Source organism: Bradyrhizobium oropedii, assembly GCF_020889685.1.
Classification (GTDB): domain Bacteria; phylum Pseudomonadota; class Alphaproteobacteria; order Rhizobiales; family Xanthobacteraceae; genus Bradyrhizobium; species Bradyrhizobium oropedii.
In genome coordinates this window covers 63,356-88,851 of sequence record NZ_JACMYO010000006.1, presented here as the reverse complement: position 1 = coordinate 88,851, position 25,496 = coordinate 63,356, and the positions used below count along the sequence as shown (strand labels likewise).

The window sequence follows — 25,496 nt, the reverse complement described above, 5'->3', positions numbered from 1 at the left end:
ACCCGGACATGTCAAAGGAATTTGGAATCGCCGACGATATTTGTGCGCGGATGCTGGATTGGCGTCATGACATTCATGCCAATCCGGAAACCGCGTTCGAAGAGCATCGCACGGCGCAGCTCGTGGCCGATGCGCTGACGGAAATGCAGATCCCGGTCCACCGCGGCCTCGGCGGAACCGGCGTGGTCGGAACACTGAAGAACGGCGATGGCCCGACGATTGCGCTGCGCGCCGATATGGACGCGCTTGACCTCCAGGAACTGGGAGACCGCGCGTACAAATCAACCCGCACCGGCAAGATGCACGGCTGTGGCCATGATGGCCACACCACCATGTTGCTCGGGGCTGCCGTGCAGCTTGCCCGTCATCGGCCGTTCCGCGGCACCGTTCATTTCGTTTTCCAGCCCGCCGAGGAGAATGAAGGCGGCGGCAAGAAGATGGTCGAGGAGGGGCTGTTCAAGCTGTTTCCGGCCGACGCGGTCTATGGGATGCACAACATCCCCAACATCCCGCGCGGAAAATTCGCAATCCGGACCGGCATTGCGACGGCCTTCCTCGATACCTTCGAGATCCTGGTGACCGGCAGCGGCTGTCATGCCGCGACCCCGGAGAAAGGCATCGATTCGATCCTGGTGTCTGCCGATCTCGTCTCCGCGCTTCAGGGCATCGTGAGCCGCCGGATCGGCGCGATGGACGCCGCGGTGGTGAGCGTCACCCAGATCCATGGCGGCGACACCTGGAACGTCGTGCCCGAGACGGTCACGTTGCGCGGCACGGTGCGGACGCTCGACGCCGAGATCCAGAATCAGGTCGAGGCCGCCATGAAGCAGGTCTGCGCCGGCGTGGCGCAAACCCATGGCGCGAAAGTCGATCTGACCTACATGCGCGGCTATCCGGGTGTGATCAACACGCCCGCCGAGACCGATGCTGCGGCGTCGGCAGCCGCAAACCTCGTCGGCATCGGGCAGGTGCAGACCGACATCAAGCCTGCAATGGGATCGGAGGATTTTGCCTTCATGCTGCAGGAGCGTCCGGGTGCCTATATCTGCATCGGCGCGGGCGAAACCGCTAATGATGCGCCGTTGCACAATCCATACTATGATTTCAATGACGCCATCCTGCCGCTCGGCGCCGCCTACTGGGTCGAGCTGGTGAAGCAACAACTGCCTGCTGACTGATGCTTTCCGTCTTCGACATCTTCAAGATCGGCATCGGCCCCTCGAGTTCGCATACGGTGGGGCCGATGCGCGCGGCCGGGCAATTCGTCCGCGCACTCGAGCGCGATGGGCTTCTGTCGAGGACGGCCCAGGTTCGCGCCGATCTCTATGGATCGCTGGGCGCGACCGGACGGGGGCATGCGACTGATCTTGGCGTGATCCTCGGCCTGCTCGGCGAGAAGCCCGATACGGTCGATCCGGCCCAGGTGGCACCACAGCTTGCCGACATCCGGCGCTCCGGCGAGTTACGGCTGCTCAATGTTCACCCAGTACCGTTCCGGCGCGGGCGCGATATCGTGTTCAAGCCCGACAGCACGCTGCCCGAACATCCCAATGGGATCCGCCTCGTGGCGTTCGCAACCGACGGCAGCCTGCTGGCGGAACGCTACTACCTCTCGATCGGCGGCGGGTTCGTGATCGAACGCGGCTCCGGCGATGTGGCCGGCAACGCCGGCGGCGTGCCTCCGGTCTGGCCGTATCCGTTCGGCACCGGCGCCGAGCTGGTCGCGCGCGCGCAGACGAGCGGCCGCTCGATCGCCGATATGGTGCTCGCCAACGAATGCATCCATCGGACCGAGGCCGAGGTTCGTGCCGGTCTCCTGAACATCTGGGATGCGATGAAACGATGCGTCGATCGCGGTTTCGGGATCGACAATGCGGGTGCAGCCGAACCGTTGCCTGGCCCGCTGAACATTCGCCGTCGCGCACCGGCTCTCTATCGCGAACTGGCGGCCCGCAACAGCGACACCGAGAACATCGATCCGCTCGCTGCGATGGATTGGGTCAACGCCTTCGCGATGGCGGTGAACGAGGAGAATGCAGCGCGGGGACGGGTCGTGACCGCGCCGACCAACGGCGCGGCCGGCGTGATTCCGGCCGTGCTGCATTACTACGTCAAGTTCAGTCCGGGCGCGAACGACGATGGCATCGTAGCTTTTCTGCTCACCGCGGCCGCGATCGGCATGCTCTACAAGGCGAATGCCTCGATCTCCGGCGCGGAGGTCGGCTGTCAAGGCGAAGTCGGCGTCGCTTGCTCGATGGCTGCGGGCGGCCTGACGGCCGTGCTCGGCGGTGTGCCGGCGCAGGTCGAGAATGCGGCCGAGATCGGGATGGAGCATAATCTCGGTCTCACTTGCGATCCCGTTGGCGGACTGGTGCAGATCCCTTGCATCGAGCGCAACGCGATGGGCGCCGTCAAGGCGATCAACGCCGCCCGAATGGCGTTGCGGGGCGACGGCAAGCACTATGTCTCGCTCGATGCCGTCATCAAGACCATGTTGCAGACCGGCGAGGATATGAAGTCCAAATACAAGGAGACGTCATTGGGCGGGCTCGCGGTGAATGTTGTGGAATGCTGACCCTCAGCTCGGCGACGCCGACGAAACACCTTGAGGAAGAATCTTGGCGCCGCAGGGGCAATCCGGGGTGCGCGCTGCCCCCAGGCTGGGGATAGGGCCAGCCCATTAGCTGCCGCCAGCATTGCGAATGATTTTGATTTGAGCAAGACTTTAGGCCCAGGAGGAGGACGACCATGAGCGCTGGAAGGCGCCCGCAAGACACGGTGCCCGCATGTCAATTGCCGCCCGATTTCGACCAGCACGCGTATTCGGCGCAGTTGATTGCTGCCATCATTGCCGAGCTCGACAGGCAGGACGTTCGGTCGTCCCTGGCGTTGGCGGGCACGGGTTTGGCCGAGGATCAGCTCGAAGATCATACGACGCGCATCTCGTATCGGCAGATCGATACTGTGGTTCGCAACGCATTGCGCTTGTCGAGCGAGCCGACGATCGCACTTCGCGCCGGACAGCGAATGCGTGTAACGGCACATGGAATGTACGGATATGCGTTGCTGAGCAGCGCGACCTATGATGACGCGCGCGCCTTCGCCAATCGATACCTTCGCGTCGTAGGCCCACTTTGTGATGCAAGATACTCGTATGACGGTGCGGCGGTCGTCTGTGCGTTCGAGCCGCTGCATTGGCCAAATCCGACGCAGGACGTGCATCGCTTCGCTGCCGAGTTCGCCCTGTCGTCGCATTTGACGACGATGAAGGATCTGGCAGGCGAGTCGTTCCGCTTCTCGCAAATTTCCGTTGCCTACGGCGAGCCGACGTATGCCTGCGCTTACCAGTCAATCTTTGACTGCCCGGTTCTCTTTCGTCAGCGAGGCAACGAGTACAGGTACCAACTGTCGCAGGCCGATGGGCCGGTGGCGTTGGCGGATTCCCGTACCCACGGAATGGCGCGCGAGATGTGCGAGCAGGTGTTGTCCGAGGTCAATCATGCGGGCGGGATCGCGGCCGATGTCAGGCGTGTGCTGATCGAGCAGCCCGGCAGGTATCCGAGCATCGAGGCGATTGCCGAACGTCTTTCGATGCACCCGCGTGCCCTGCGGCGCAGGCTCGAGGCGGAAGACACGTCGTACCGCGAACTGCTGGCCGAGGTGCGGACGCGGCTTGCGATCGAATATCTGCGCAAGACTGCGATGACCAACGAGGAAATCGCGAACCGGTTGGGCTATAGCGATGCCGCCAACTTTCGGCATGCCTTCATCCGCTGGACCGGCAAGAGCCCATCCGATTTCCGGGTCTCTCCGCATATGTGAAGGCCGGTGATTCAGGACAGCGGCATGTTTGACCGTTCGTCACCTCGCGCTGTCCAAAAGTCACCTCCGAACCGGCCTCGTCGAACCTCCTCGCGGTCGAACTCCATGCCTAGATTGGTCGTCGACAGCAAACGCGATGAGCGGTGCGAGAGATACGGGGCAATGCGCGGCAGAGCAATCAATCAACCGGCATTCACGCACTTCAGGTCCTGAGCGCTTCTGCTCAGGGGTGCCTCCCGAACCACAGCTGCGCCGCACCGCGGCTGTGGAGCCCCCCGGTTCGGGCGCCTCGAGACTGGCCGCGCTTCTCATCCGGGAGCGCGGCCTTTTCTTGTGGGTGCCATAAATCCGGTGAGAATGACCTGACGGTCAAACTGTCAAGCCACGACCTTGCTGTCGCGCATCCCTGCGATGGCGGCGTCATCGTAGCCGGCCTCCCGCAAGATCTGCGCGCTGTGCTCGCCGACCGCAGGCGCCTTGCGCGGCTTGACCTTGGTCGCGCCGTCGATAAAGAACGGGCTGTCGATGGTCAGCATCTGGTCGTTCTCGAATGGCACGAGAACGCCGGCGGCCTGCATCTGCCGGTCGGACGACAGGTCGCCCATCTCGGCGACGCATTCGAAGACGATGCCGGCCGCATCGAGCCGCGCGCGCCACTCGTCTCGGTCGCGCGTTGCGAAAGCCGCGTCGAACAGGGCGATCAGTTCCGACGAGCGGGCAAAGCGATCCGCTTGCTTGGCAAAGCGTGGGTCAGTGAGGAGGTCGTCGAGGCCGAGGCATTTCGCGACGGTCGGCCAGTCGCGCTGCTCGTTGACGATCGCGAGCAGCAGCCAGCGGCCGTCACGGCAACGGTAGTAGCAGCCGAGCGCATTGAACAGGTTCTCGCGCGGCGGTCGCGGCGTGAACGTCGCCCCGCACAGCGCCGCCTGCGCCATGATGCCATTCGACCAGACGCCGTTGGCGAGTAGCGAGGAGCCGACCTGGGTACCGCGGCCAGTGCGCTCGCGTTGATACAGCGCGACCGCGATGGCCGCGAACAGCGAGACGCCCGATGGATGGTCGCCCATGCCGGCGAGTGCCCGCGCGGGCGGCGTGCTGGCGTCGCTCCGTACCATGTCCATCAGGCCCGAACGCGCCCAGTAGGCGGTGACATCGAAGCCCGGTTTTCCCGCCTCGTCGCCGGTTTCGCCATATCCGGTGAATGAGGCGTAGATCAGCCGATCGTTTATCGTGGCAAGCCGCTCGTAGCCGATCGCGAGCTTCCTGCGGACCGCGAGCGGATAGTTGGTGATGAAAACATCGGCGGTCGATGAAAGGCGATGCAGCACCGCCTGGCCCTCGGGCTTCGAAAGATCGAGCGCGAGGCCACGCTTGTTGCGGTTATCGAGCAGCCAGCCATAGGGATGGTCGGATCTCGGCATGCCCGGCAGCTTCGGCACCTGACGGAACGCGTCGCCGGCGCCGGGCGGTTCGATCTTGATCACGTCGGCGCCGAAGTCTCCCAACAGCGTCGCAGCGGTCGGCGCGGCGATGAAGCTGCCGCAGTCAATGACCTTCAAACCCTCGAAGATGCTCATGTGAGTCCGCCTCCGCTTGATGCTTTGGGATCATCCCAGGCTGGACCGGTCTTCGCCGACCGGATGACCTTGTCCCGCAATATGGCGACCGTCCGGGCCTGCGAGCGCATGCAGCCCCGGGCGCGAGCCGATCATGTGCGGTCTCTTCCGTTGCGTGCCGCCAGAACGTGCAGCAGCGCCACCTGAGTGTCGTCGCGCGCGCGCTCCATCTGCGGAATCGGCGTCTTGCCGAACGACGCGGCCGCCTGGTCGATGATCCGGCGCTGCAGCGCCTCGTCGAGATCGACCTGCGGAATGACCTTGAACGACGCGGCCATGTTCTTGCCGAGGTGCTGGAAGAACGATTCGAGCCCCTTCGGTCCGCCGCCCATGTGAAACGAGCTGAACGGCCCGTTCACTGCCCAGCGCAGCCCGATCGAGCTGGTGACGACGTCGTCCAGCTCGTCTACGGTGACGACGCCTTCCTGCACGAGATAGCAGGCCTCGCGCATGATCGCGCGCTGCAACCGGTTCGCGACAAAGCCCTGAATCTCCTTCTTGAGCACGCGCGGTACCTTGCCGAGCGCTTCGTAAAAAGCCACGGCGTCGGCGGTGGCCTTCGGATCGGTGCGTTCGCCAGGAACGACCTCGACCAATGGAATGAGATGCGGCGGATTGAAGGGATGGCCGACGAGCAGTCGGCTCGCATCCTTCATCTCGTGAGCCTGCTCTGTGGCGGGCCGCGCCGAGCTGGACGACAGCAGCAGCGCGTGTTTCGGCACCGCGGCCTCGATACGCGCCCAGAGTTGCTGCTTCCATTCGGGCTTCTCCGGACCGTTCTCCTGCACGAGGTCGGCACCGGCGACCGCGCGCGCGAGATCCGGCTCGAAGCGCAGGTTACGCGCCAACCCCTCATGCGGCAGACCAAGCTTCAGCAGTGTCGGCGCGATCTTGATCAGCGCGGCATTGACGACGGTCTCGATGTCCGGCTGCGGGTCGTTGATCACGACATTGAGCCCGTGCGCGAGAAACAGCGCGGCCCATGAGGACCCGATGACGCCGGCTCCGATGACGCACACATTGCGATAGCGGTTGAGCACGGCGGCACGGTCTGCGGTTGCTGGCATGATTTCCTCCGAGGCGCCCGCTTACCGCGGCTGATCCAGATAGTTGTGGCAGCGCTTGGCGCGGGACAGTGTCAGGTCGGTCATGATGTGGCTGCACGCGACGATCTCGCGCACCGGAAAATCGGCCATCGGTGCCAATGCGTGCGCGAACAGCTCGAGCCGTGCGGGGCCGGTCCATGCGCCCTTGACGGTGATGTCGGTGATCTCGGAGCGCAGCAGCTCGCAGATGCGTGGCTCTCCCGCCGGCTTCGGGCTGTCATATGTCCACAGGATTTTCAGCATGAAGGTCGGCACGCAGATCTCGGTCTTTGCTTTCTCGAGGTCTATCGCACGGTGCTTGTAGCCCATCGTCGCGGTGGCAACCCGAAGCGTGCCGTAATCCATCGTGCCCACCAGCGTGTCGGAATCGACGTAAAGCCTCGGCTTGCCGATCACCTTTGGGTAGCCGCTGATCTCGCGGCCGGATGCCAGCGCCGGCAAATTGTCGAGATACATCGCGTGAAGGTATTCACCCTTCTCCTCGCCAAAGCGCACCTGGACCGCTTGGCCGCATTCGGTGTAGTCGCCGAGACCGGAGGTGTCGGGCATCCGCATGATTTCCCAGCGGACCAGCGGGTCGTCGATCTCCAGCGGCTCGGGAACGACGGCGCGCAACGCCTCGATGTCGGTGCGATAGAGGATGTTGAAGTATTCGCGGTTGTTGAAACGAAAAGGTCCGCGGGGAAATGCCGGTGCGCCGATTGGCGTCGTCAGCTGCTTGAGAACGTCTTCCCGTCGCATCCGCTCCTCCCCTGATAGCTTGCAGTGGTCCGTACGGGCCTCCGGCTGTGTGCCGGCTCTCGAGCAAGCGTCGCGAGCCTAGCGATCTCGCAAGACGTAGAAAGGTGCGATTGGACCGCCGACCGGGTGACTTCCGGACGCGGATTGCGTCGCGTACGGCCTGCAAGCATGCGGTCATTGCGTCGCATACGCGATCGGGCTTACGCTCGGAATGGTAGATCAATCGCAGGGAGGAACGCGCGGAATGCCAGGGGACAAGCGGTCGTCATGACCAGGCACGATCCGCAGGCAAGCGAACCGTCAGGTCGAACGTCAGCCGGTTTCTCGCAGCGTATCTTCCCGCCGCATTCGATCGCGGCCATTGCGGCCGAGCTTCGCCAGCAGGGCATTGATCCATCGACGGTTCTCGATGGCACCAGGCTTGGCATCGCCCAGCTCGAGTCCCATACCACGCGAATATCGTATCGGCAGCTCGACACGGTGATCCGCAATGCGCTGCGGCTGGCAAAGGACCCCGCCATTGCGCTGCGCTCGGGCGCGCGAATGCACGTCACCGCCTACGGCATGTACGGATACGCGCTGCTGAGCAGCGCAACGCACGCCGAGGCCCGCGACTTTGCGGCGCGGTATATCCGCGTGGTGGGGCCGTTCTGCGATTTCGGCCTCTCCTATGAGGGTGAGACGGTGGCGGCGACATTCCAGCCCATGCACTGGCCGAATCCGACCGAGAGTGTGCATCGCTTCGCAGTGGAGTTCGCGCTGGCCGCGCACTTGACGACCATTCGCGACCGCTCCGGTCAGGGGTTCGGGTTTTCGCGCGTGCTGCTCGACTATGCGCCGCCACCGTCCACCGTGGCCTATCAGAGCCTTTTCCAATGCCCGGTGCTCTTCAACCAACTTCATTGCGGATACGAATACGCGCGCAACGACGGTCCGCGGGCACTGGCCGATCCGCGAACCCACGCCATGGCGCGGGAGATGTGCGAGGAGATACTCGGCGAGGTGAACAGCGCCGGCGGTGTTGCCGCCGATATCCGCCGGATATTGATCGAGCAGCCGGGCAGCTATCCAAGTATCGAGGCGATCGCGGGGCAGCTCGACATCTATCCCCGCGCGCTGCGGCGCAGGCTCGAAGCGGAGGGGACCTCATATCGCGATCTGCTTGCAGAGGTGCGCATGCGGCTTGCGATCGAGTATCTGCGCAAGACGCGCATGACCAATGAGGAGATTGCCAGTCGCCTTGGCTACAGCGACGCGGCCAATTTCCGCCACGCCTTTTTGCGCTGGACCGGCAGGAATCCCTCCGAGTTCCGAAGCGACGAAGGGCTTTGACCCCGAGATATCCACGAGGGGGCTTCGCGCGCTCTGTCCGTAGTTCACCGGCAAATCGGTTCAATCGAACCTTTGGGTGGTCGAACCACGTCTATGCTCGGCGCCGTGGTTGCGCTCGCGATTGCGTTCTCCCAACCTCGACCGCCCTCCCTCGGCGGTCTTTCTTTTAGCCGGTCTTGTCCGGAACTCACCCTCAAACACGACCAATCGAACCTTCCGCTGCCTGGTCCGGCTTACTAGCCTGCCGGCAGGTAGCGAGAAGCCGGATTGCGAGGCCGGCGAACAGGCGCTGAAGGCGGACGAGGAAGCTCGTGTATCACCCGTCACCAAATCTCGTGCAGTGTCTCTATTCGCCGCAACGGATCGCTGCGGTGGTGGATGTCCTGGCGGAGGACGGGATCTCCGCGTCGCGCGCGCTCGGCGGCGCCAATTTGAGAAGTGCCGACCTCAAGGACTCGTCGGTACGCGTCTCCTATCGGCAGGTCGAGACGGTCTTTCGCAATGCGATCCGGCTGTCGCAGGATCCGGCGATCGCGTTTCGTGCCGGAGAACGAATGCATGTCCTGGCTTACGGCATGTATGGCTATGCGATGCTGAGCAGCCGGACCCGTCCCGAAGTCATCGATTTCGCGGCCAAGTATGGCCGGATCCTGGGTACGGTCGCCGACATCGACTTTACCCGCAAGGACGATACGGCGAGCTGCCTGCTCGATCCTCTGCTGTCTCGCGATCCGGCTGATGACGTCTATCGGTTCGCGCTGGAGTTCGCGTTTGCGACCTGTCAGACGCTGAGCCGTGATGTCTATGGTGGCGCGTTCCGCTTCTCGAAGCTGAGCGCCGCCTACGCGACGCCGCCCCACGCCAGGAGCTACGATCGGATCTTTCAGTGTCCGATCGAGTTCGGCCAATCCAAGAACATGCTGGAGTTCGACATGGCCTGGATCGACCATCGGGCGATCAGCCCCGACGAGATGGCCAGGGCGATGGCAGTCCGAATCTGCCGTCAGCATCTCGATCCTGTCGCGCGGGACGATGGCCTCGCAGCCGACATAAGGCGTCGGCTCGTCGAGCATCCCGGCCGCTTCCCGAGCATCGAGGCAATGGCGGCGGAGCTCATGATTCACCCGCGCACATTTCGCCGCAGGCTGCAACTGCAGCAGAAAACCTACCGGCAGATCGTCTCCGAGTTCCGCATGCAACTCGCGGTCGGCTATCTGCGTAACACCCAAATGACCAATGACGAGATCGCCGCGCGGCTTGCCTACAGCGACGCGGCGAACTTCCGCCACGCCTTCGTCCGCTGGACCGGCAAAAGCCCGTCGGATTTCCGCAATGGCCGGGCACCAGGCGTCACAGCATGCGCGCAAGATTTGTTGGCGGATGTCCCAAACTAACCGCTCAAGTGGGCCAATTGCACCTTTTACCGGTCTGACCTGCCCGATAGCGTTTTAAGACCAAGGGAATGCACGGCTGCGCGATCGGGATTGGTATGGAGCCGCTCGCGGGGCTTGGCAGCGATCATAAAAATGACGGGTCGTGCGGGTCGTACCGTGTGATCCGGGAGGGGACATTCAGACATGAAAACGGCCGTTGACCGTTCCGCACCGCCGTCGCAGCTGCTGCTCGCGCTCGAGGCGCGCGGGATTTGGGAGCTGCAGGCGTTCTTCGCAAGCTATCCGCTGCTTCGGCGCGCGCCGCGCGGCGACGGACATCCGGTGCTGGTATTGCCGGGGCTCTCCGCCAGCGATATGTCGACGCGGCCGTTGCGCGCCTATTTGAAGGCACAAGGCTATGCGGCGCACGGCTGGAAGCTTGGGCCCAACCACGGACCGCGTCCCGGCGTCGAGGCCGCCATGGATGCGCGGCTGGCAGAGCTTGCCGAGCGCTACCAGCGCAAGGTGAGCCTGATCGGATGGAGCCTTGGTGGCGTGTTTGGACGCGAGATTGCACGGCGCACGCCCGAGCTGGTGCGCCAGGTGATCACACTCGGCAGCCCGTTCGCGAACGAGCCGAAGGCGAGCAATGCGTGGCGTCTCTATGAGGTTCTGAGCGAGCGTCGGGTCGACGACTGGCCCGACCGGGACGTGATGAAGCTGCCGCCGCCGGTCCCGAGCACGGCAATCTATTCGCGCACGGACGGCATCGTCTCGTGGTGGGGTTGCCGGGAGCAGCCTGGCCTGCGGACGCAGAATATCGAGGTCGAGGGCAGTCATTGCGGTCTCGGACACAATCCGGCGGTGCTCTACGCGATCGCCGATCGGCTCGCGCTGCCGGAGGATGATTGGTCGCCATTCGACCGCAGCGGTCTTCGCGGCCTGGTCTACCCCGATCCTGATCGTACCGAGAACAGCCTTTCTCTGCTTTGGCCGCGCGCGTCCGCAGCCTGACGCGCAGTCCGCTGGACGGCATTTCGCCGCCATCAGCCAAATACCAGAAGGAGGAGATCGATGGGGACCGATGACAGCCAATCCGACGCAATGGGCATAGGCGCGATGCCGTGGCTCGGGGACCTGAAGAAAATGGCTGAGAGGTTCACGCTGCCCGGGATCGACGTTGCCGCGTTGATCGAATGGCAGCGCAAGGACATGGAGGCGTTGGCGGAGGCAAACCGGCAAGCCTACGAAGGCATCCAGGCGATGGTCAGCCGGCGCAACGAGATCCTGCAGGAAACGCTCGCACAGTGGCAGGCGGCGATGAAGGGTTTCGGCAGCGGCGATATCCTGACAAATCAGGCGGAGACCGCCAAGCAGCAGGTCGAGAAGGCCGTCGCGAACTTCCGAGAGCTATCGCAGATGGAGGCGCAGGCTCGCAACAACGCCTGGAGGGTCATGCAGGACCGCATGCAGGAGAACCTCGCGAACCTGCAGAAGCTGTTGCAGCCAAAATAGCACCGCCCTTGTGAGGTGCCAACGATCGGGGGAAGCCATGAGTCTGGCCAAGTTGCAGGACTTGACGGGTCGCGTCGCGCTCGTCACGGGCGGATCGAGAGGTCTCGGCCTCCAGATTGCCGAGGTGCTGGGCGAGCTTGGCGCGAAGGTCGCGATCACCGCGCGCAAGCGCGATGAACTCGACGCGGCGGCCGCTCACCTCAAGGGGTTGGGGGTCGATGCGCTGCCCGTGGTTTGCGACATGGGAAAGCCGGAGACGATCCCGTCGATGGTCGAACATGTCGTGGCGGCACTCGGCCCGATCGACATCCTGGTCAACAACGCAGGCACGTCATGGGGCGCGCCGACGATCGAGCATTCGCTCGACGGCTGGAACAAGGTGATCAACCTGAACGTGACCGCGATCTTCGTCGCCACGCAGGAAGTTGGCCGCCGCTGCATGGTGCCGCGGCGCAGCGGCAAGGTGATCAACATCGCATCGATCCAGGGGCTGACCGGCTGCTATCCGGAAGGCACGCCGACGCTGGCCTACAACACGAGCAAGGGTGCGGTTGTCAATCTGACCCGCACGCTCGCCAATGAATGGGCGCCGCTCGGGATCAACGTCAACGCGATCGCGCCGGGCTATTTCCCGACCAAGATGACCGCTCAGCTCGACCAGGGCACGACCTCGCATATGGCTCCCATGAATCGCGGAGGCGGTCCCGAAGACCTCAAGGGTGTCGCAGCGCTGCTCGCCTCCGACGCCTGTGCATTCATTACCGGCCAGACGATTGCGGTCGATGGCGGCGTCACCGCTGTCTGATCTCGGCGACAATACAACGGAGAGAGCTGATGAACGACATGCCCTGGATACGATCCTATCCCGACGGCGTGCGCTGGGATATCGACATCGCTCCTGGACCGGTGCAGCGGATTCTCGACGAGGCCGTTGCCAAATGGCCGATGCGCCCTGCCATCGACTTCATGGGCAAGCGGATCACCTATGGTGAGCTCGGGCGGCTGACGGATCGCGTGGCGAAGGGCCTGCAACTGCTCGGAGTGAAGCCGGGTGTCCATGTCGGGCTCTATCTGCCCAACACGCCGCATTACATCATCGCATTCTTCGGCATCCTCAAGGCAGGCGGTACGGCGGTCAACTATTCGCCGCTCGACGCCGCCAAGGTGCTCGAGCACAAGATCGAGGACAGCCGCACCGATATTCTCATCACCCTCGATATGGTCTCGCTCTATCCGCAGATGGCGGCGATGCTGGGCAAGACCAGGCTGAAGAAGCTGGTGGTTGGTACGGTCGGCGAGTTCACGGCGGATCCCGACAAGGTCATCGGCGAGATGAAGGCGGCCAAGCAGCTGAGTGCGGTGACGTGGGACGATAATCACGTCAGCTTTGGCCAACTGATCCACAATGACGGCGCCTGCGAAGCCTATGCGATCGACGATCCCAGCGGGACGATCGCCGTGCTGCAGTACACCGGCGGCACCACCGGGCTGCCGAAGGGCGCAATGCTCACCCATGCCAATCTGACCAGCGCGTGCCAGCAATACCGGGCCACCACGGCGGGCTCACCGCCGGTGCTGGTCGACGGGCAGGAGCGCTTCCTTGCCGTGCTGCCGCCATTCCACATCTACGCGTTGTCCGTGAACGTGCTGTTCGGCGTCCTGATGGGCGCGGAGATCATCCAGCATGTCCGCTTTGATCCGAAGGCCTCGCTCGAGGAAATCTCGACAAAATCGGTCAGCGTGTTCTGTGGGGTGCCGACGATGTTCACGGCGCTGATCAACCACCCGGAGACGCCAAAGCACAGCTTGCGCACGCTGAAATATTGTGGGTCCGGCGGAGCGCCGCTGCCGCTCGAGGTGGCGCAGCAGTTCGCGTCGATCACCGGCTGCAATCTGAGCGAAGGCTGGGGCATGACCGAGACCTCGCCGAGCGGCACCTTCACGCCGGCGCAGACTGGATCGATGCGCAAGGCCGGCTCCTGCGGCATGCCGATGCCCGGCATCGTCATCAAGTTCCTCGATGTCGACAACGGCAGCACGTACGTCCCGCTCGGCGAGCGCGGCGAAATCTGCATCAGGGGCCCGAACGTCATGAAGGGCTACTGGAACAACCTGGACGCCACCGCCGAGGTCACGACGGCGGACGGATTCCTGCGCACCGGCGATGTCGGCTACATGGATGAGGACGGCTTCATCTTCATCGTCGACCGCACCAAGGACATGCTCCTGTGCAGCGGATACAACGTGTATCCGCGCGTCCTCGAAGAGGCGATCTACAAATATCCGGCGGTCGAAGAGGTCGCTGTCATCGGCATTCGCGACGAGTATCGCGGCCAGTCGCCCAAGGCCTTCGTCAAGCTGAAGGCGGACGCCAAGCCGTTCAAGCTCGAAGAGCTTCAGGCCTTCCTCAAGGATAAGCTTGGCAAGCACGAGATGGTGCAGGCGCTCGAGATCCGCGCCGAACTGCCGAAGACCGCGGTCGGCAAGCTCTCGAAGAAGGAATTGTACGACGAGGAGGAGCGCAGGGCCCGGGCGTCGGCGTGAAGACGCCTGCGTGAGCCGCGGCGGCCGCGGCCGCGAGGTTCAGGCACTGACTGCAATGCAAGACCGTGGTGTGCGAGGTATCGGCACGCGGTCATCGGATACGGCCATCGCCGTCACACCGCTACGGGAGGAGAGAATGGACCAACTCAGCAGCATGGATGCATCGTTCCTGCATCTCGAAACGCCGGAAACGCCGATGCATGTCGGCAGCCTGATGGTCTTCGATCTCCCCGAGGGCTACCAGGGCGACTACTACGAAGACGTCAAGGAGATGCTCGGCAAACGCCTCCATCTCTCGGCATTGCTGAACCGCAAGCTGGCGCAGATGCCGTTCCAGCTCGCCGAGCCGGTCTGGATCGAGGACGACGACATCGAGCTTGATTATCACGTGCGGACCGTCACCTTGCGGCGACCGGGCACCACGGCGCAGCTCGAGCAACTCGTTGCACGATTGCACGCCTCGCTGCTCGACCGTAGCCGCCCGCTGTGGGAGATGTATGTCATCGACGGCCTCGAGAACGGCCAGGTCGCGTTCTATACCAAGGCGCATCACAGTGGTGTCGATGGCAAGGCCGGCGTCGAACTCGCCAAGGTGCTCTACGATATCTCGCCCAAGATGCGCGAGGTGTCGCCGCCGCGGCGCAAGCGCGCCTCGACCGGGCAATACCAGCTCGGCGTGACCGAGCTCTTGCAGGCGGCCGCCAACAATGCGGCCCAGCAATATCGCAAGCTCGCAGAACTCCTGCCGACAGCGGCCAAGGCACTCGGCACGGCAGCGAGCGTGATGGCCACCCAGCGGTCGCAGAAAGGGGAGCGTTCGCTCAGCCTTGGGTTGGCGCCGAAGACGGTGTTCAACGACTCCATCACCAATCAACGCTCCTACAGCACGATGTCGTTGCCGCTCGCGGACATCAAGGTGCTGGGCAAACGTGTCGGCGGCACGGTCAACACCATCGTCATGGCGATGTGCAGCATCGCACTGCAGCGCTTCCTCACCGAGCGCGGGCTGCTACCCAAGGAATCCTTGATCGCCATGGTGCCGGTCAGCCTCCGCGCGGAAGGCGACAAGGCGATGAACAACCAGGTTTCGGCTGTCCGTGTCGATCTGGCGACCGACATCGATGACCTGCCGACCCGTTTCAAGGCGATCCACGCGTCATCCGAGGCGGCCAAGGCGGTCGTGCGCGAACTGAAGCCGGTGCTCGGCGTCGACGTGCCTATCACGGGTTCGCCGTGGCTGATGACCGGACTCGCCTCGCTGCTTGGCCGCTCCAACCTTGCGAGCCGCATGCCGGCTGCGGGCAATGTGCTGATCTCCAACGTGCCGGGGCCGGGGCAGCATTTGTATATGGCTGGCGCACGGATGGTGCACTATTTCCCGGTGTCGATCCCCTATCACGGCAGCGCGTTGAACATCACGGTGCACAGTTATGCGGGCTTGCTGGAATTCGGCTTGACCGCGTGCCGACGGGTGCTGTCGCAGGACGAGTCCTACGAGATGATCGAGCACCTGCGGGCAGCCCTGCGCGAGATCGAGGCCCTGCCGCCGGTCGAGGCCGAGATCGTCGAGCTAACGGCGCAGACCGCGGCTCAATCGAAGGCGCCAGCTTCGACCGCGGCGTCGGTGACGGTCATCCAGACAGACGAGGTGCCGCCGGCCGCCGCAAACGACAAGGCAAGCCGGGCCAGCTAGCCGGACCGGCCGTTCAATCGATCATTGCGCCGGAGCCGGGAACGCCACCGTGTCGCCCGCTCGGCCCTTGGAATCAAAAGAACATTTGGAGGAAACCGGAATGCACCCGCCCGCCGCAAACAAGGCATCTCTGTCGGTCCTGGAAAGCCCGGCGCACAAATCCCTGTTCTCGAAGATCGATTGGCGGCTGATTCCGCTTCTGCTGATCGCCTACATGATCGCCTATCTCGACCGTATCAATATCGGTTATGCGCAGCTGCAGATGAAGCAAACGCTGCCGTTCGACGAGGCGGTGTACGGCCTTGGTGCCGGAATCTTCTTTATCGGCTACTTCCTCTTCGAAGTCCCGAGCAACCTGTTGCTGGAGAGGATCGGCGCACGCAAGACGCTGCTGCGTATCATGGTGCTGTGGGGACTTGCGGCGACCGCCATGATGTTTGTCTCGACGCCGTTCCAGTTCTATTTGGTGCGATTCCTGCTCGGTGTGTTCGAGGCCGGCTTCTTTCCCGGCGTGATTCTCTACTTCACCTATTGGTATCCGTCGGCGCGGCGCGGGCAGGTGATCGCCGTCTTCATGTCGGCAACAACGATCGTATCCGTGATCGCGGGTCCGCTGTGCGGCTCAATCCTGAAGTATTTCGACGGTGCCGCCGGCCTTCATGGCTGGCAGTGGCTGTTTCTCGTACAGGGATTGCCGGCGCTGATCCTTGGTATCCTGGTTTACGCCCTGCTCGAGGACAAGCCCGACCAGGCCGCCTGGCTTTCGACGGACGAGAAGGCGCTGCTTGAAGAGACCTTCCAGCACGATGAGAAGGATATCCAGAGCGAACCTTCGGGAACGTTCGGGCAGATGCTGAAGGACCCCAAGGTCTATGTGCTGTCGTTCGTCTATCTGCTCCTGCTCGGCGCGACTTACACAATGGTGTTCTGGTTGCCGACCCTGATCCAGAGCTGGGGCGTCAAGGACCTGTTTCTTGTCGGCGTCTATGCCGCGATCCCGAATGCCGCTGGCGTGATTGGCATGATCCTGATCGGCCGTCACTCCGACAAGTGGCACGAGCGCCGTTGGCACTATACCGCCTGCGTTGCGATCGCTGCCTCCGGCCTGTTCATTACCACGCTGATGCAGGGCAATCTCGTCGGATCGATCCTTGCGTTGTCCTTTGCGGTGATTGGAATTGCGTCTGCGACGCCGCTGTTCTTCGCGCTGACCAGCGAATATCTCTCCACCGGCGCCGCCGCCGGCGGGCTTGCGCTGATCAGCAGCCTTGGAAACCTCGGTCCGGCCATCAGCCCCTCGATCAACGGCATGATCGTACGAAGCACCGGCGACAACATCTACAGCATGTATTTCGTGATGGCGCTCTATGTGCTGTCGGGATTGCTGCTGCTGTTCTCGATGCGGCCTGCCCCTGCCGCGCGCCTGGCGATGGCGTGAGGACGTTACGAGCGATCCGGCCCCGGGCGGGGGTGCGGATCGCTCGAAGCTCCGCTGGAATGCCGTTGGTGATCAAGCGAGTATCGGGACAAATACGATGAGGATCGTTCTGCTGGGGCCGCCCGGCGCGGGCAAGGGAACGCAGGCGAAACGTCTGGTCGAGGAATACGGCATACCGCACCTCTCGACCGGCGACATGCTGCGTGCCGCGGTCGACGCCGACACCGGCATCGGACGGAAGGTCAAGGATATCATGATGAATGGTGGACTTGTTCCGGATCAGCTCGTGATCGCCACGGTGATCGAGCGCATCTCGCAAGCAGATGCCGGGCGTGGCTTTGTGCTCGACGGCTTCCCGCGGACGATGGCTCAGGCGGTCAGCTTCGACAAGCTGCTCGATGCCGAAGGTCTTGCGATCGACCACGTCGTCGAGCTGAAGGCCGACGAGACCGTATTGCTGGACCGGATCGAGGCGAGGGCCCAGGAAGCGCGGGAGCAGGGCGGCGCGGTGCGCGGCGACGACAATCACGAAACGCTCAAGATACGTATCGACGCCTATAACGAGCAAACGGCGCCGCTGGTCGACTACTATCGATCGCGTAACATCCTCCGGACGGTGGACGGATTGCAACCGGTCGAGGCCGTCGCCTGTGACGTCGTCAGCGCAATCGGCCAAGGCGATCGGTGATGTGATGTCGACTGCGCGAAGTCTCGACCCGCGATCCGGACCGTCCAGCCATCCCGACCGGATCGATGTGCTGGAGCCCTTGCGCAGGTCGTTGGGCGACGTGAGCGAAACGGCCGATCAATTCGCCCAAGCCCAGGCGCTGCTGCGGGCGATCGACCAGTTTTCCCGTTCCTATGCCGAGGAGCGGGAAAGCGCCGGCACACCCGCCTATCTGCCGCATCGCGATGACCGTCGTCTGGCGCGCGGGCGGCTGCTTGCCCGTGCCGTCCGCGGATTGCGCAGACCTGTTCTGACAACGAAGGGAGGGCCTTGATGTCGGTCAGCGGAAATGAGGGGCAGTGCGCGCTGGTGACCGGCGCGTCGGGAGGCATCGGGCTCGAGCTCGCACGCGTGCTCGCGGCGAACAGGTTCAGCCTCGTGCTGCTGGCGCGCAGCCGTGACAAGCTGCAGGATCTCGCTCGCGAGCTCAAGGCCAATCATGACACCAAGGTGACCATCGTTGCCGCCGACCTGAGTGAACCGGGGGCACCGCAGGCGGTATTTGATTCGCTGAAGGACGCCGGCATACGGGTCGATCTGTTGGTGAACAATGCCGGCCTGTTGCTCGAAGGACGCTTCAGCGCAATCGGCCTCGACGAACAGCTGCGGCTGTTGCAAGTCAATGTCGTCGCCATCACGGCGTTGACACGTCTCTTCCTCGCGCCGATGCTCGAGCGCAACAGCGGACGGATCCTGAACGTTGCGTCAGTCGCGGCGTTCATGCCGGTGCCGAACCTGGCGGTTTATGCCGCGTCAAAGGCCTATGTGCTGTCGTTCGGCGAGGCATTGTCGCAGGAATTGAGCGGCAGCAAGATCACCCTGACGACGTTGTGTCCGGGCGTTACGGACACCGGAATGGTCCATGGCACCAATCTCGGCAACATGCCGAGCATGATGATCATGGACGCGAAGACCGTCGCGCAGGAGGGCTATCGCGCCTGCATGGCAGGAAAGCCGGTGCAGGTCGCGGGACTGGCCAATGAGCTGGCGGTCCAATGGATCAAGTATCAGCCGAGTTGGTTGTTGCGGGCGATCGGCGGCGTGTTCGGAAGGTCCGCACCGCCGGCGTGACGGGCGCGTGTTTGCCAGGCGATGCATAGTGCCAGGAGCTAGTCTCGACCACCACAACGGATGCTGATCATGGGACGTGACGCCATCGAACCTCCCTCGCTCGCCCTGCTTGCCGCGGAAGGGCGCGGATTTCTCGACATCCCGGCCCTTCTTGCAGTGGCAGCGCCGCTTCTGGCGACCGCGCCGCGGGGACAGCGGCATCCGGTCATGGTTTTGCCCGGGTTGGGCGCCGATGACCGATCGACGCTGGCGATACGCTCATTCCTCGAATTTCTCGGTTACGAGGTCCATGGATGGGGCCGCGGTCGCAATATAGGTGCACCGGACGCGGACCTTGCCGCGGTGGCGGCGCGAGTCATCGAGCTCGAGCAGCGCGGCGGCTCGAAGGTCAGCCTGGTCGGCTGGAGTCGCGGCGGCATCATTGCACGCGAAGTCGCGCGGCAAATCCCGGCGTCGGTGCGGATGGTCATCACGCTCGGCAGTCCGTTTGCCGCGCCGGGAGCGAGCAATGTCCGTGCGATCTGGCGGCTTCTGACCGGCCGGAAATACGAGCCGCCGACAGCCGAGCGTATCAGCCGCCTCGCGCAACCGATTCCGGTGCCGGCAACATCGATCTATACCCGCGCCGATGGCGTCGTGGCGTGGCGCGCGTGCCTGGAGCAGCAAGGAGAAGGACGCGAGAACGTCGAGGTGAGCACGACGCATATCGGGCTTGGCTTTCATGCGCCGGCGTTGTGGGTCATTGCCGACCGCCTTGCCCAGCCGCCCGGCACCTGGAAGGCGTTTCGTCCGCCTCCGCAGGTCGCGATCTGGTTTCCCGCAACAACGCGTCGCGACTAGATTTGTGAGAGCGCAGCTTGCGTAGCCTATCGCGCACCGCTTGAAGTCGCGCGCATTTCGCCGACCATCATCCGCAGCAGCTCCATCGCGGCGGGCGGCAATGTGCGTCCCTGACGCGAGACGACGTGGGTGCGGCCACGATGTAGCAGAGCGTTTCTCATCGGTAACGCCACCACCTTGCCGGCATCAGCCTCGGTCATCGCAAGGCGCGACACCAGCGCATAGCCGAGGCCGGCGGTCACGTAATGGGCAAGCGCATCGAACGAAGCCGTCGTGAAAGCGAAATCGAGACGGACGCCTTCGCTGATCTCGGCCGCCTGGACATGCTGGCGCAGACCGTAGTTCGGATGCATCGCGGCTCCCGGATATGGCGCCAGGTCGGCAAGCTTGAGCGGCCGGCCGAGCTGGATCAGCGGATGCCCGCGCGGCACCATGGCCTTGATTGGATGCGGCTGCGAATGATGCGAGCGCAGCCGATCGTCCCGGGGCGGGTTGAACAGGACGCCGATATGGGCACGTTCGCCCACGACCTGTTGGACGATCTCGTCGGTGCTTCCGATGTCGAGGCTGATTGTGATCTTCGGGCGGGCTTTCATGAAGCGGCACAGGCTGGTCTTGGCCAGCCAGTCGACATAACCTTCGCCCGTGACGAGGTCGATATGACCCGTCTCGACCTTGCGGATACTGTCCATCTGCGCGAGCAGCACCTGCCGCTCGCTCTGCTGGCGGTGCACGTAGGCGGCCAGCAGTTGGCCCGCGTCGGTCGGCGAAACGCCGCGGCCGCGCCTTTCGAGCAGGGGCGCGCCATATTCCTGCTCGAGCAGGCCAAGCGCCCGGCTGACCGCCGAGGCATCCATGCCGAGTGCGCCGGCGGCGCCACGCACGGAGCCGCTATTGAGCACCTCCATGAAATAGCGCAGTCGACGCGGCTCCAGCTTGGTGTTCATCGGCCTAGCCCCAGTCATTGCAAGCAGCGCAACGAATATTCAATTGTGCGGCTATTTATGCAAGGACGTCGTGGTGGCGCCGCATCGAACGAGGCGGCGCCTGCGTCTTCATGGAGTGTGTGGACCCGGAGGCTGCACGCCGAGAAGCAAAGGTGCAGCTCGGTCGGGTCGCAGGCGCCCCGTTGAGGATCGCCAAGCTGATTTTAACAACCCGAAGCAACAATGTTCGACCCGTGGCTGCAATAGATTCAGCCGCTCGACATCATTGCATACACACCCACTGCGTTCGATGCATGTTGAGCGCACGAGCTGCGCCGCGCGTCAGATCGATTGTCACCCCGCGCGTAAACGGGCCGCGGTCGTTGATTACAACGGTCACCGACTTTCCGTTCTCGGGATTCACGAGCGTTACTCGCGAACCGAAGGGCATGGTGCGGTGCGCTGCCGTTAGCCCACTGGCGTCGAATATGTCACCATTTGCCGTGCGCCGCCCCGAAGAATAGAAGCTTGCGACGACGTGCTGTCCCGAACACGGGCTCTGAGGCTTCCGAGTATGGGCAAAGAACCAATCGAAGCCCCTGCTGTGAGCGGGCGTGGATAGTGCGATCAGGCATGACACCACCCCAACGGTGCAACGAAAACCTATGGATTGCCGGTGGCTCATGTCGTCGCAATCCCTGAGAAGGCGCGGTTGAGTAGAAGGTCCCCCGGCTGTGATCATGCATATTGACCGGGGGACCCAGCGCGGTCAGGGATGGGGTACGGAAAGACCGCACGGTGCAATTTGGCGGTGAGGGCGACTTGACCGAAAGTGCCGAAAGTCACGTCATCGATCGGGATTCGTGCAAGCATTCCGTCGTCCGGCCCTGTCCCGCTCTTCGACGGGAATTCCGCGTTCTCGACAGGGCGAATAAAGCCGGAATCGAACTGGAGTCGTGAGTTCTTATCTTTGGTTTGGTGCCCCTGGCCGATAATTGCCTAGAGCTCTAACCATTTGAATTTGAACCAACTTTTGTCGTCGATTGCTGCCGATACCAGCACAAATACCAGCAGGATGACGCGCGTATTCGCCGACAAAAATAAAACAGGAGGGTTCTCGCCGCGGGCACGCCTATGCCGTTTCGGTCTCCACAATCGTCCCGACCGGAATCGAACCCGGCTCGACTCGAAGTTGTTGCGGGATCGACCTAACCCAATATCGGGAGGTCAAGGGCGAGTCTTGTCATAGGTACCCTAGACGCCAAGGGGGTTCTTGCGCAGGCGTTCGGCATCGCGGGGTGTCTCGATCACTATCGAGAGAATTGCAGTCCAGCGCTCGGTCGAGCTCAACGAGCCGTTGTCGTAGACGCGCTGGGTCCACGCTACGCGAAAGCTTTCTGAAGACGCGCGGATGACACTCGATACGTCTACGGAGATTTGCACCTTGCCCAGCTTGGCAAAGGGGTCATTGTTGCGCGCATAGTCGTTGAGCGCCGCGGCGCCGCGATCCGTCGTAAAATCATAGGCTCGAAGCCAATTCTGGCGCAGAACGATTCCGTCGGCCGGTAGGCCTCTGACATCCTCGACGAAGCGCGCCAGATGGTAGGCGATCTGAGCGTCTGTCGGTTGATAGTCGGTGTTGGCCGGCGCAACCCTTTGGGCCTGGCCGAGATGATCGACTTCGACCACCCACGGCGTGATCGAGCCTTGGCTCGATTGCCACACCAGCCCGCCGGCGAGACCGGCTGACAGCATGAGGCAGCCGAATGCCATCAGGCGCCAGTTCTTCGCTTGCACTCGCGCCGATCCGATGCGTTCGTCCCAAACTTGTGCTGCCTCCGTAGTGTACGGAAGGTCGTTTGAACATCGATAGTTGCCCCCGGGATCAAGTGATCAGTTTCAAGTCGTGCGGTGTCTGGATTTGAGGCGCAGCCGCGCGGCGTATGGCGAAAGCGCATTGGCTGTGTGTCAGCGCCCTCCTTCGGACAAATCGACGGAGGAGCCGCTGCCACCGTGATCGCCTGAGCGAACCGCGTGGCCGGCTGCCGACGCACCATGCCGAATGGTCTGGGCACGCTTCATGCGACGCGCCCAATCGGGGTGCCCTTCAGTCGAAGTGCTCGCAGCCTGCTCGCCGGCTTCCCCATCTCTGCCGAGTGCAGCCGCTGCGTGACGCAGCGGGTTCATGGCAGCCGAGTGACCTGCCTCCGCGACGCCAGCAGAACTGCGAGAACAGGGTCGATCCAATCCCGACGATGACGGCCAGGACCAAGACCTTGATTCCGGAGGACATGACATTGCCCAGGACCCGCTCTGCTGCGAAGGCGGTCTTGCCAAACAAGCCAAAGGGAATGAGCACGAAGCCGGCCAGCGTCGTGAGCCTGAACTCGATCAGGGTAACAAAGAGCTGGATCGCCAGAATGAAAAAGGCGAGCAACACCACCACCCAGGCGAACAGGAGAACGACAATCTGGACGAAATTCTCCAAGAAACTGATGTAGCCCATCAGGTTGGAGATCGAATCGAGCAGCGGTCGGCCGGCGTCGAGCCCTACTTGAGCGATCTTTCCCGGCCTCAGGAAATCGGATGCGGACAGGCTTGCACCCGATGCTTTCAGCCCAAGACCGGCGAAGCTCTCGAAGACGATGCGCGCCAGGCTGTTCCAGTTGCCGATGAGGTGATCTACTGGGCCAAGTATGCCGGGAGGGACTGCGCTTGCAACCGATCGGGGGTGCCAAGCATCAATAATTAACTCCAAAAGGGATTAGCGCATCGTCGGAATAGACTTTGCTTTTCTCTCGAGCAATGACTAACAAAAAATCAAAGCGAGTAGTCCGGCGATCAGGGATAAGGACCAATCTCGCGGATAGCGCCCTTCGTTATCGACATAGGCTATCAGTTCGATCTTTATGATGGTGGCGGGCTCGAGCGTCTGAATCCTCGGACCTCCATGAAGACGGGATGATGTTCTGGAGGGGACCCGTATGCATCGTCGGATTGGACGAGTCTCACGCCCTATGTCGTCGCGTGAACGGACCGAATTTACGTCCTCGGCGATTCGGGCATTGAGAGCACGCTCGGAGACCGGAGCGACACCCATCGTCGCTACTCGCGCGGTGTTCGACGCGCCGATGGTCTCGAACTTTCTCGGTCCCGATTCAATGACATCGACCGCGTGGTAACGGGGCACCTACACGAAGACCCTATGGCCGGGCCGCATCCCCTTCCCGACGCTCGCGTCTATGTGCATGAGGCCGATCTTCCGGCTGTGCGCTGTTTCGGTGGCTTTCGGCGCTACCGACGCCGTCCGCGTGGAGGAAATGGGGCCCGCTTCGAGCGCGACATCTTCTACGCACAGCGGCCTGCCGTACAGAGCTACGTCGACGGTGCATCCTCGTCGCTTACCTTGGCCTCTGGCGCCGACATACAAGACTCCCGAAAAATCCCGGAGGAGAAATTGCTTGATACGAAAGCCGCTATAACCGACGACAGCGAGCAGGGATTGGCGGTTTTCGCGAGACCGAGGAGCAATCTTCTGAGGTCTCATCGGACACAATCGTCGTAAACGACGATGCGTGCGTGGAGTCCGTCAGCTAAGTCATGCGCATTCTTGCGTAAGAATGCCTCTGGAACAGGACAGGGTGCTTTCATGACAACCTCCGAAGAGAGGAACGCGATCTGCGACGCGGTCCGCGGCCTGATGCAGGACCGAAGTTCGGAGACCGCCGTTCGATCGACGATGGAAACGCCTCAGGGTTACGATCCGGCGCTGTGGGCTCAGCTCGTGGAACTCGGCATCGTCGGTCTTCTGATCGATCCGGAATATGGCGGAACGGGCCTCGGCCCGCTTGAACTCGAACTGGTGATGGAGGAAACGGGCGCGGCCTTGCTGTGCTCGCCTCTGCTGTCGAGCGGCGTGCTGGCGGCGAGCCTTCTCTCGGCCTGCGGCGAAAAGAATGCGCAGGCAAGGTACTTGCCCGGTATTGCGGCCGGAACCACGATCGCAACCGTAGCGCTCACGGGGGACGCCGGCACATGGACGCCCGAGGGCGTGACGGTCGACGCAAGGTCCGCGAACGGTGGTGCGCTCCTCAACGGCGTCGCGTCCTATGTCACCCACGGTCAGATCGCCAATCTCCTCTTGATCGTCGCGAAGACCGGTTCGGGCCTTGGGATTTTCGAAGTCGATGCCAACGCCAGCGGACTGACGCGAAGCGCGCTTCCAAGCTTCGACAGGACGCTTCGCCTCGCGCGGCTGGAATTCGCCAATACGCCGGCCCGGCAGGTCGGGCAGATGGGTTGGCCCGCGGTGCAGGAAGCGCTCGATGTGGCGTTGGTTGCGCTTGCCGGCGAACAGGCCGGGGGCGGACGGCGCATCTTCGAGATGACGGTCGAATACGCCAAGACCCGCATTCAGTTCGGTCGCCCGATCGGCGGTTTTCAGGCGCTCAAGCACATGGCCGCGGACCTCATGATCGAGGTCGAGTCGAGCACGTCGGCCGCGCGACACGCCGCCGAGCAACTGGCCGAGAAGACCAATCAGGCCGAGGAAGCCGTCAGCCTGGCGGCCTTCGCCTGCGCCGAAGCCTATTCGAAGGTCGCGGCCACGGCGATCCAGATGCATGGCGGCATCGCCTTCACCTGGGAGCATCCGGCGCATCTCTATTTGCGCCGCGCGCGGGCCTACGCGCAGCTTTTCGGATCACCCAGTCTCTATCGCGAACGGTATCTGACGCAGCTCGGAGCTTGACC

The 25,496-nt window shown here is 63.1% G+C and carries 22 protein-coding genes and 2 pseudogenes; 16 read left to right on the top strand and 8 right to left on the bottom strand.

Going from position 1 to position 25,496, the window contains the following annotated elements:
* The first annotated feature begins 8 nt into the window (after positions 1-8).
* The 3 genes from H8A95_RS03555 to H8A95_RS03545 all read left to right on the top strand — a co-directional run bounded on the left by H8A95_RS03555 (position 9) and on the right by H8A95_RS03545 (position 3,822).
* Positions 9-1,178, top strand: a complete 1,170-nt coding sequence (locus H8A95_RS03555) for a M20 aminoacylase family protein (protein ID WP_229181863.1) — start codon at positions 9-11, stop codon at positions 1,176-1,178.
* Positions 1,175-2,575, top strand: a complete 1,401-nt coding sequence (locus H8A95_RS03550) for an L-serine ammonia-lyase (RefSeq protein WP_338027768.1) — start codon at positions 1,175-1,177, stop codon at positions 2,573-2,575. The genes H8A95_RS03555 and H8A95_RS03550 overlap by 4 nt, the downstream gene beginning before the upstream one ends.
* 173 nt (positions 2,576-2,748) lie before the next feature.
* A complete protein-coding gene (locus H8A95_RS03545; protein WP_229181860.1) occupies positions 2,749-3,822 on the top strand; it encodes an AraC family transcriptional regulator in 1,074 nt (357 codons plus the stop codon).
* A gap of 377 nt (positions 3,823-4,199) precedes the next feature.
* Here H8A95_RS03545 and H8A95_RS03540 read toward each other — a convergent pair whose 3' ends face one another.
* The 4 genes from H8A95_RS03540 to H8A95_RS44075 all read right to left on the bottom strand — a co-directional run bounded on the left by H8A95_RS03540 (position 4,200) and on the right by H8A95_RS44075 (position 7,732).
* Positions 4,200-5,399 (bottom strand): CaiB/BaiF CoA transferase family protein, encoded by a 1,200-nt coding sequence (locus tag H8A95_RS03540; protein ID WP_229181859.1) that lies wholly within the window; start codon positions 5,397-5,399, stop codon positions 4,200-4,202.
* A 131-nt stretch (positions 5,400-5,530) separates the two neighbouring features.
* Positions 5,531-6,505 carry a 3-hydroxyacyl-CoA dehydrogenase NAD-binding domain-containing protein gene (locus H8A95_RS03535; RefSeq protein WP_229181857.1) on the bottom strand — a complete coding sequence of 325 codons (975 nt, stop codon included), beginning with the start codon at positions 6,503-6,505 and terminating at the stop codon, positions 5,531-5,533.
* A 21-nt stretch (positions 6,506-6,526) separates the two neighbouring features.
* Entirely contained in the window at positions 6,527-7,285 is a 759-nt protein-coding gene (locus tag H8A95_RS03530; protein ID WP_163157193.1) for an acetoacetate decarboxylase, read from the bottom strand.
* 312 nt (positions 7,286-7,597) lie between these two features.
* Positions 7,598-7,732, bottom strand: a complete 135-nt coding sequence (locus H8A95_RS44075) for a hypothetical protein (RefSeq protein WP_338027770.1) — start codon at positions 7,730-7,732, stop codon at positions 7,598-7,600.
* Here H8A95_RS44075 and H8A95_RS03525 point away from each other — a divergent pair.
* From H8A95_RS03525 to H8A95_RS03470, 12 genes are all read left to right on the top strand, one after another.
* On the top strand, positions 7,673-8,617 hold the full coding sequence (locus H8A95_RS03525) for an AraC family transcriptional regulator (protein ID WP_229181885.1): 945 nt from the start codon (positions 7,673-7,675) through the stop codon (positions 8,615-8,617). The genes H8A95_RS44075 and H8A95_RS03525 overlap by 60 nt on opposite strands.
* A gap of 311 nt (positions 8,618-8,928) precedes the next feature.
* Positions 8,929-10,011, top strand: coding sequence for an AraC family transcriptional regulator (locus H8A95_RS03520; RefSeq protein WP_229181856.1), 1,083 nt, complete (start codon positions 8,929-8,931; stop codon positions 10,009-10,011).
* Positions 10,012-10,194: 183 nt separating this feature from the next.
* Complete coding sequence (locus H8A95_RS03515) at positions 10,195-11,004, top strand: esterase/lipase family protein (protein WP_229181854.1); 810 nt, start codon at positions 10,195-10,197, stop codon at positions 11,002-11,004.
* A gap of 132 nt (positions 11,005-11,136) precedes the next feature.
* Positions 11,137-11,505: a phasin family protein gene (phaP, locus tag H8A95_RS03510; RefSeq protein ID WP_229181853.1), complete on the top strand. Its 369-nt coding sequence runs from the start codon at positions 11,137-11,139 to the stop codon at positions 11,503-11,505.
* 37 nt (positions 11,506-11,542) lie between these two features.
* Positions 11,543-12,310: an SDR family oxidoreductase gene (locus tag H8A95_RS03505; protein ID WP_229181852.1), complete on the top strand. Its 768-nt coding sequence runs from the start codon at positions 11,543-11,545 to the stop codon at positions 12,308-12,310.
* A gap of 29 nt (positions 12,311-12,339) precedes the next feature.
* Positions 12,340-14,049, top strand: a complete 1,710-nt coding sequence (locus H8A95_RS03500; protein WP_229181851.1) for a long-chain-fatty-acid--CoA ligase — start codon at positions 12,340-12,342, stop codon at positions 14,047-14,049.
* A 136-nt stretch (positions 14,050-14,185) separates the two neighbouring features.
* Positions 14,186-15,742 carry a WS/DGAT/MGAT family O-acyltransferase gene (locus tag H8A95_RS03495; protein WP_229181850.1) on the top strand — a complete coding sequence of 519 codons (1,557 nt, stop codon included), beginning with the start codon at positions 14,186-14,188 and terminating at the stop codon, positions 15,740-15,742.
* Positions 15,743-15,842: 100 nt separating this feature from the next.
* A complete protein-coding gene (locus tag H8A95_RS03490) occupies positions 15,843-17,180 on the top strand; it encodes an MFS transporter (RefSeq protein WP_229181848.1) in 1,338 nt (445 codons plus the stop codon).
* 97 nt (positions 17,181-17,277) lie between these two features.
* Positions 17,278-17,868, top strand: a complete 591-nt coding sequence (locus tag H8A95_RS03485; protein WP_229181847.1) for an adenylate kinase — start codon at positions 17,278-17,280, stop codon at positions 17,866-17,868.
* Positions 17,831-18,181, top strand: coding sequence for a hypothetical protein (locus tag H8A95_RS03480; protein WP_229181888.1), 351 nt, complete (start codon positions 17,831-17,833; stop codon positions 18,179-18,181). The genes H8A95_RS03485 and H8A95_RS03480 overlap by 38 nt, the downstream gene beginning before the upstream one ends.
* Entirely contained in the window at positions 18,181-18,978 is a 798-nt protein-coding gene (locus H8A95_RS03475) for an SDR family NAD(P)-dependent oxidoreductase (protein ID WP_229181846.1), read from the top strand. Before H8A95_RS03480 ends, H8A95_RS03475 begins: the two co-directional genes overlap by 1 nt.
* A gap of 69 nt (positions 18,979-19,047) precedes the next feature.
* Positions 19,048-19,818 carry an esterase/lipase family protein gene (locus H8A95_RS03470; RefSeq protein WP_229181844.1) on the top strand — a complete coding sequence of 257 codons (771 nt, stop codon included), beginning with the start codon at positions 19,048-19,050 and terminating at the stop codon, positions 19,816-19,818.
* A 26-nt stretch (positions 19,819-19,844) separates the two neighbouring features.
* Here the strand turns inward: H8A95_RS03470 and H8A95_RS03465 are convergent, their stop codons facing one another.
* The 4 genes and pseudogenes from H8A95_RS03465 to trbL all read right to left on the bottom strand — a co-directional run.
* A complete protein-coding gene (locus tag H8A95_RS03465) occupies positions 19,845-20,765 on the bottom strand; it encodes a LysR family transcriptional regulator (protein ID WP_229181843.1) in 921 nt (306 codons plus the stop codon).
* A gap of 262 nt (positions 20,766-21,027) precedes the next feature.
* Positions 21,028-21,429, bottom strand: a complete 402-nt coding sequence (locus H8A95_RS03460; protein WP_229181842.1) for a septal ring lytic transglycosylase RlpA family protein — start codon at positions 21,427-21,429, stop codon at positions 21,028-21,030.
* A gap of 569 nt (positions 21,430-21,998) precedes the next feature.
* A pseudogene (gene trbF / locus H8A95_RS03455) lies at positions 21,999-22,611 on the bottom strand (conjugal transfer protein TrbF).
* A 101-nt stretch (positions 22,612-22,712) separates the two neighbouring features.
* Positions 22,713-23,439, bottom strand: a pseudogene (trbL, locus tag H8A95_RS03450) (P-type conjugative transfer protein TrbL); the annotation flags it as partial.
* A 954-nt stretch (positions 23,440-24,393) separates the two neighbouring features.
* Between trbL and H8A95_RS03445 the strand changes: the two are divergent.
* Positions 24,394-25,494: an acyl-CoA dehydrogenase family protein gene (locus tag H8A95_RS03445; RefSeq protein WP_229181839.1), complete on the top strand. Its 1,101-nt coding sequence runs from the start codon at positions 24,394-24,396 to the stop codon at positions 25,492-25,494.
* Positions 25,495-25,496 lie beyond the last annotated feature (2 nt).

Bases quoted from the DNA above. Each gene is read 5' to 3' on its own strand.
- phaP (WP_229181853.1), top strand. From the start codon at position 11,137: ATGGCTGAGAGGTTCACGCTGCCCGGGATCGACGTTGCCGCGTTGATC.
- H8A95_RS03445 (WP_229181839.1), top strand. From the start codon at position 24,394: ATGACAACCTCCGAAGAGAGGAACGCGATCTGCGACGCGGTCCGCGGC.
- H8A95_RS03460 (WP_229181842.1), bottom strand. From the start codon at position 21,429: ATGAGCCACCGGCAATCCATAGGTTTTCGTTGCACCGTTGGGGTGGTG.
- H8A95_RS03535 (WP_229181857.1), bottom strand. From the start codon at position 6,505: ATGCCAGCAACCGCAGACCGTGCCGCCGTGCTCAACCGCTATCGCAAT.
- H8A95_RS03505 (WP_229181852.1), top strand. From the start codon at position 11,543: ATGAGTCTGGCCAAGTTGCAGGACTTGACGGGTCGCGTCGCGCTCGTC.
- H8A95_RS03540 (WP_229181859.1), bottom strand. From the start codon at position 5,399: ATGAGCATCTTCGAGGGTTTGAAGGTCATTGACTGCGGCAGCTTCATC.
- H8A95_RS03475 (WP_229181846.1), top strand. From the start codon at position 18,181: ATGTCGGTCAGCGGAAATGAGGGGCAGTGCGCGCTGGTGACCGGCGCG.
- H8A95_RS03500 (WP_229181851.1), top strand. From the start codon at position 12,340: ATGAACGACATGCCCTGGATACGATCCTATCCCGACGGCGTGCGCTGG.
- H8A95_RS44075 (WP_338027770.1), bottom strand. From the start codon at position 7,732: ATGGGACTCGAGCTGGGCGATGCCAAGCCTGGTGCCATCGAGAACCGT.
- H8A95_RS03545 (WP_229181860.1), top strand. From the start codon at position 2,749: ATGAGCGCTGGAAGGCGCCCGCAAGACACGGTGCCCGCATGTCAATTG.
- H8A95_RS03495 (WP_229181850.1), top strand. From the start codon at position 14,186: ATGGACCAACTCAGCAGCATGGATGCATCGTTCCTGCATCTCGAAACG.
- H8A95_RS03485 (WP_229181847.1), top strand. From the start codon at position 17,278: ATGAGGATCGTTCTGCTGGGGCCGCCCGGCGCGGGCAAGGGAACGCAG.
- H8A95_RS03490 (WP_229181848.1), top strand. From the start codon at position 15,843: ATGCACCCGCCCGCCGCAAACAAGGCATCTCTGTCGGTCCTGGAAAGC.
- H8A95_RS03555 (WP_229181863.1), top strand. From the start codon at position 9: ATGTCAAAGGAATTTGGAATCGCCGACGATATTTGTGCGCGGATGCTG.
- H8A95_RS03515 (WP_229181854.1), top strand. From the start codon at position 10,195: ATGAAAACGGCCGTTGACCGTTCCGCACCGCCGTCGCAGCTGCTGCTC.
- H8A95_RS03465 (WP_229181843.1), bottom strand. From the start codon at position 20,765: ATGAACACCAAGCTGGAGCCGCGTCGACTGCGCTATTTCATGGAGGTG.
- H8A95_RS03530 (WP_163157193.1), bottom strand. From the start codon at position 7,285: ATGCGACGGGAAGACGTTCTCAAGCAGCTGACGACGCCAATCGGCGCA.
- H8A95_RS03470 (WP_229181844.1), top strand. From the start codon at position 19,048: ATGGGACGTGACGCCATCGAACCTCCCTCGCTCGCCCTGCTTGCCGCG.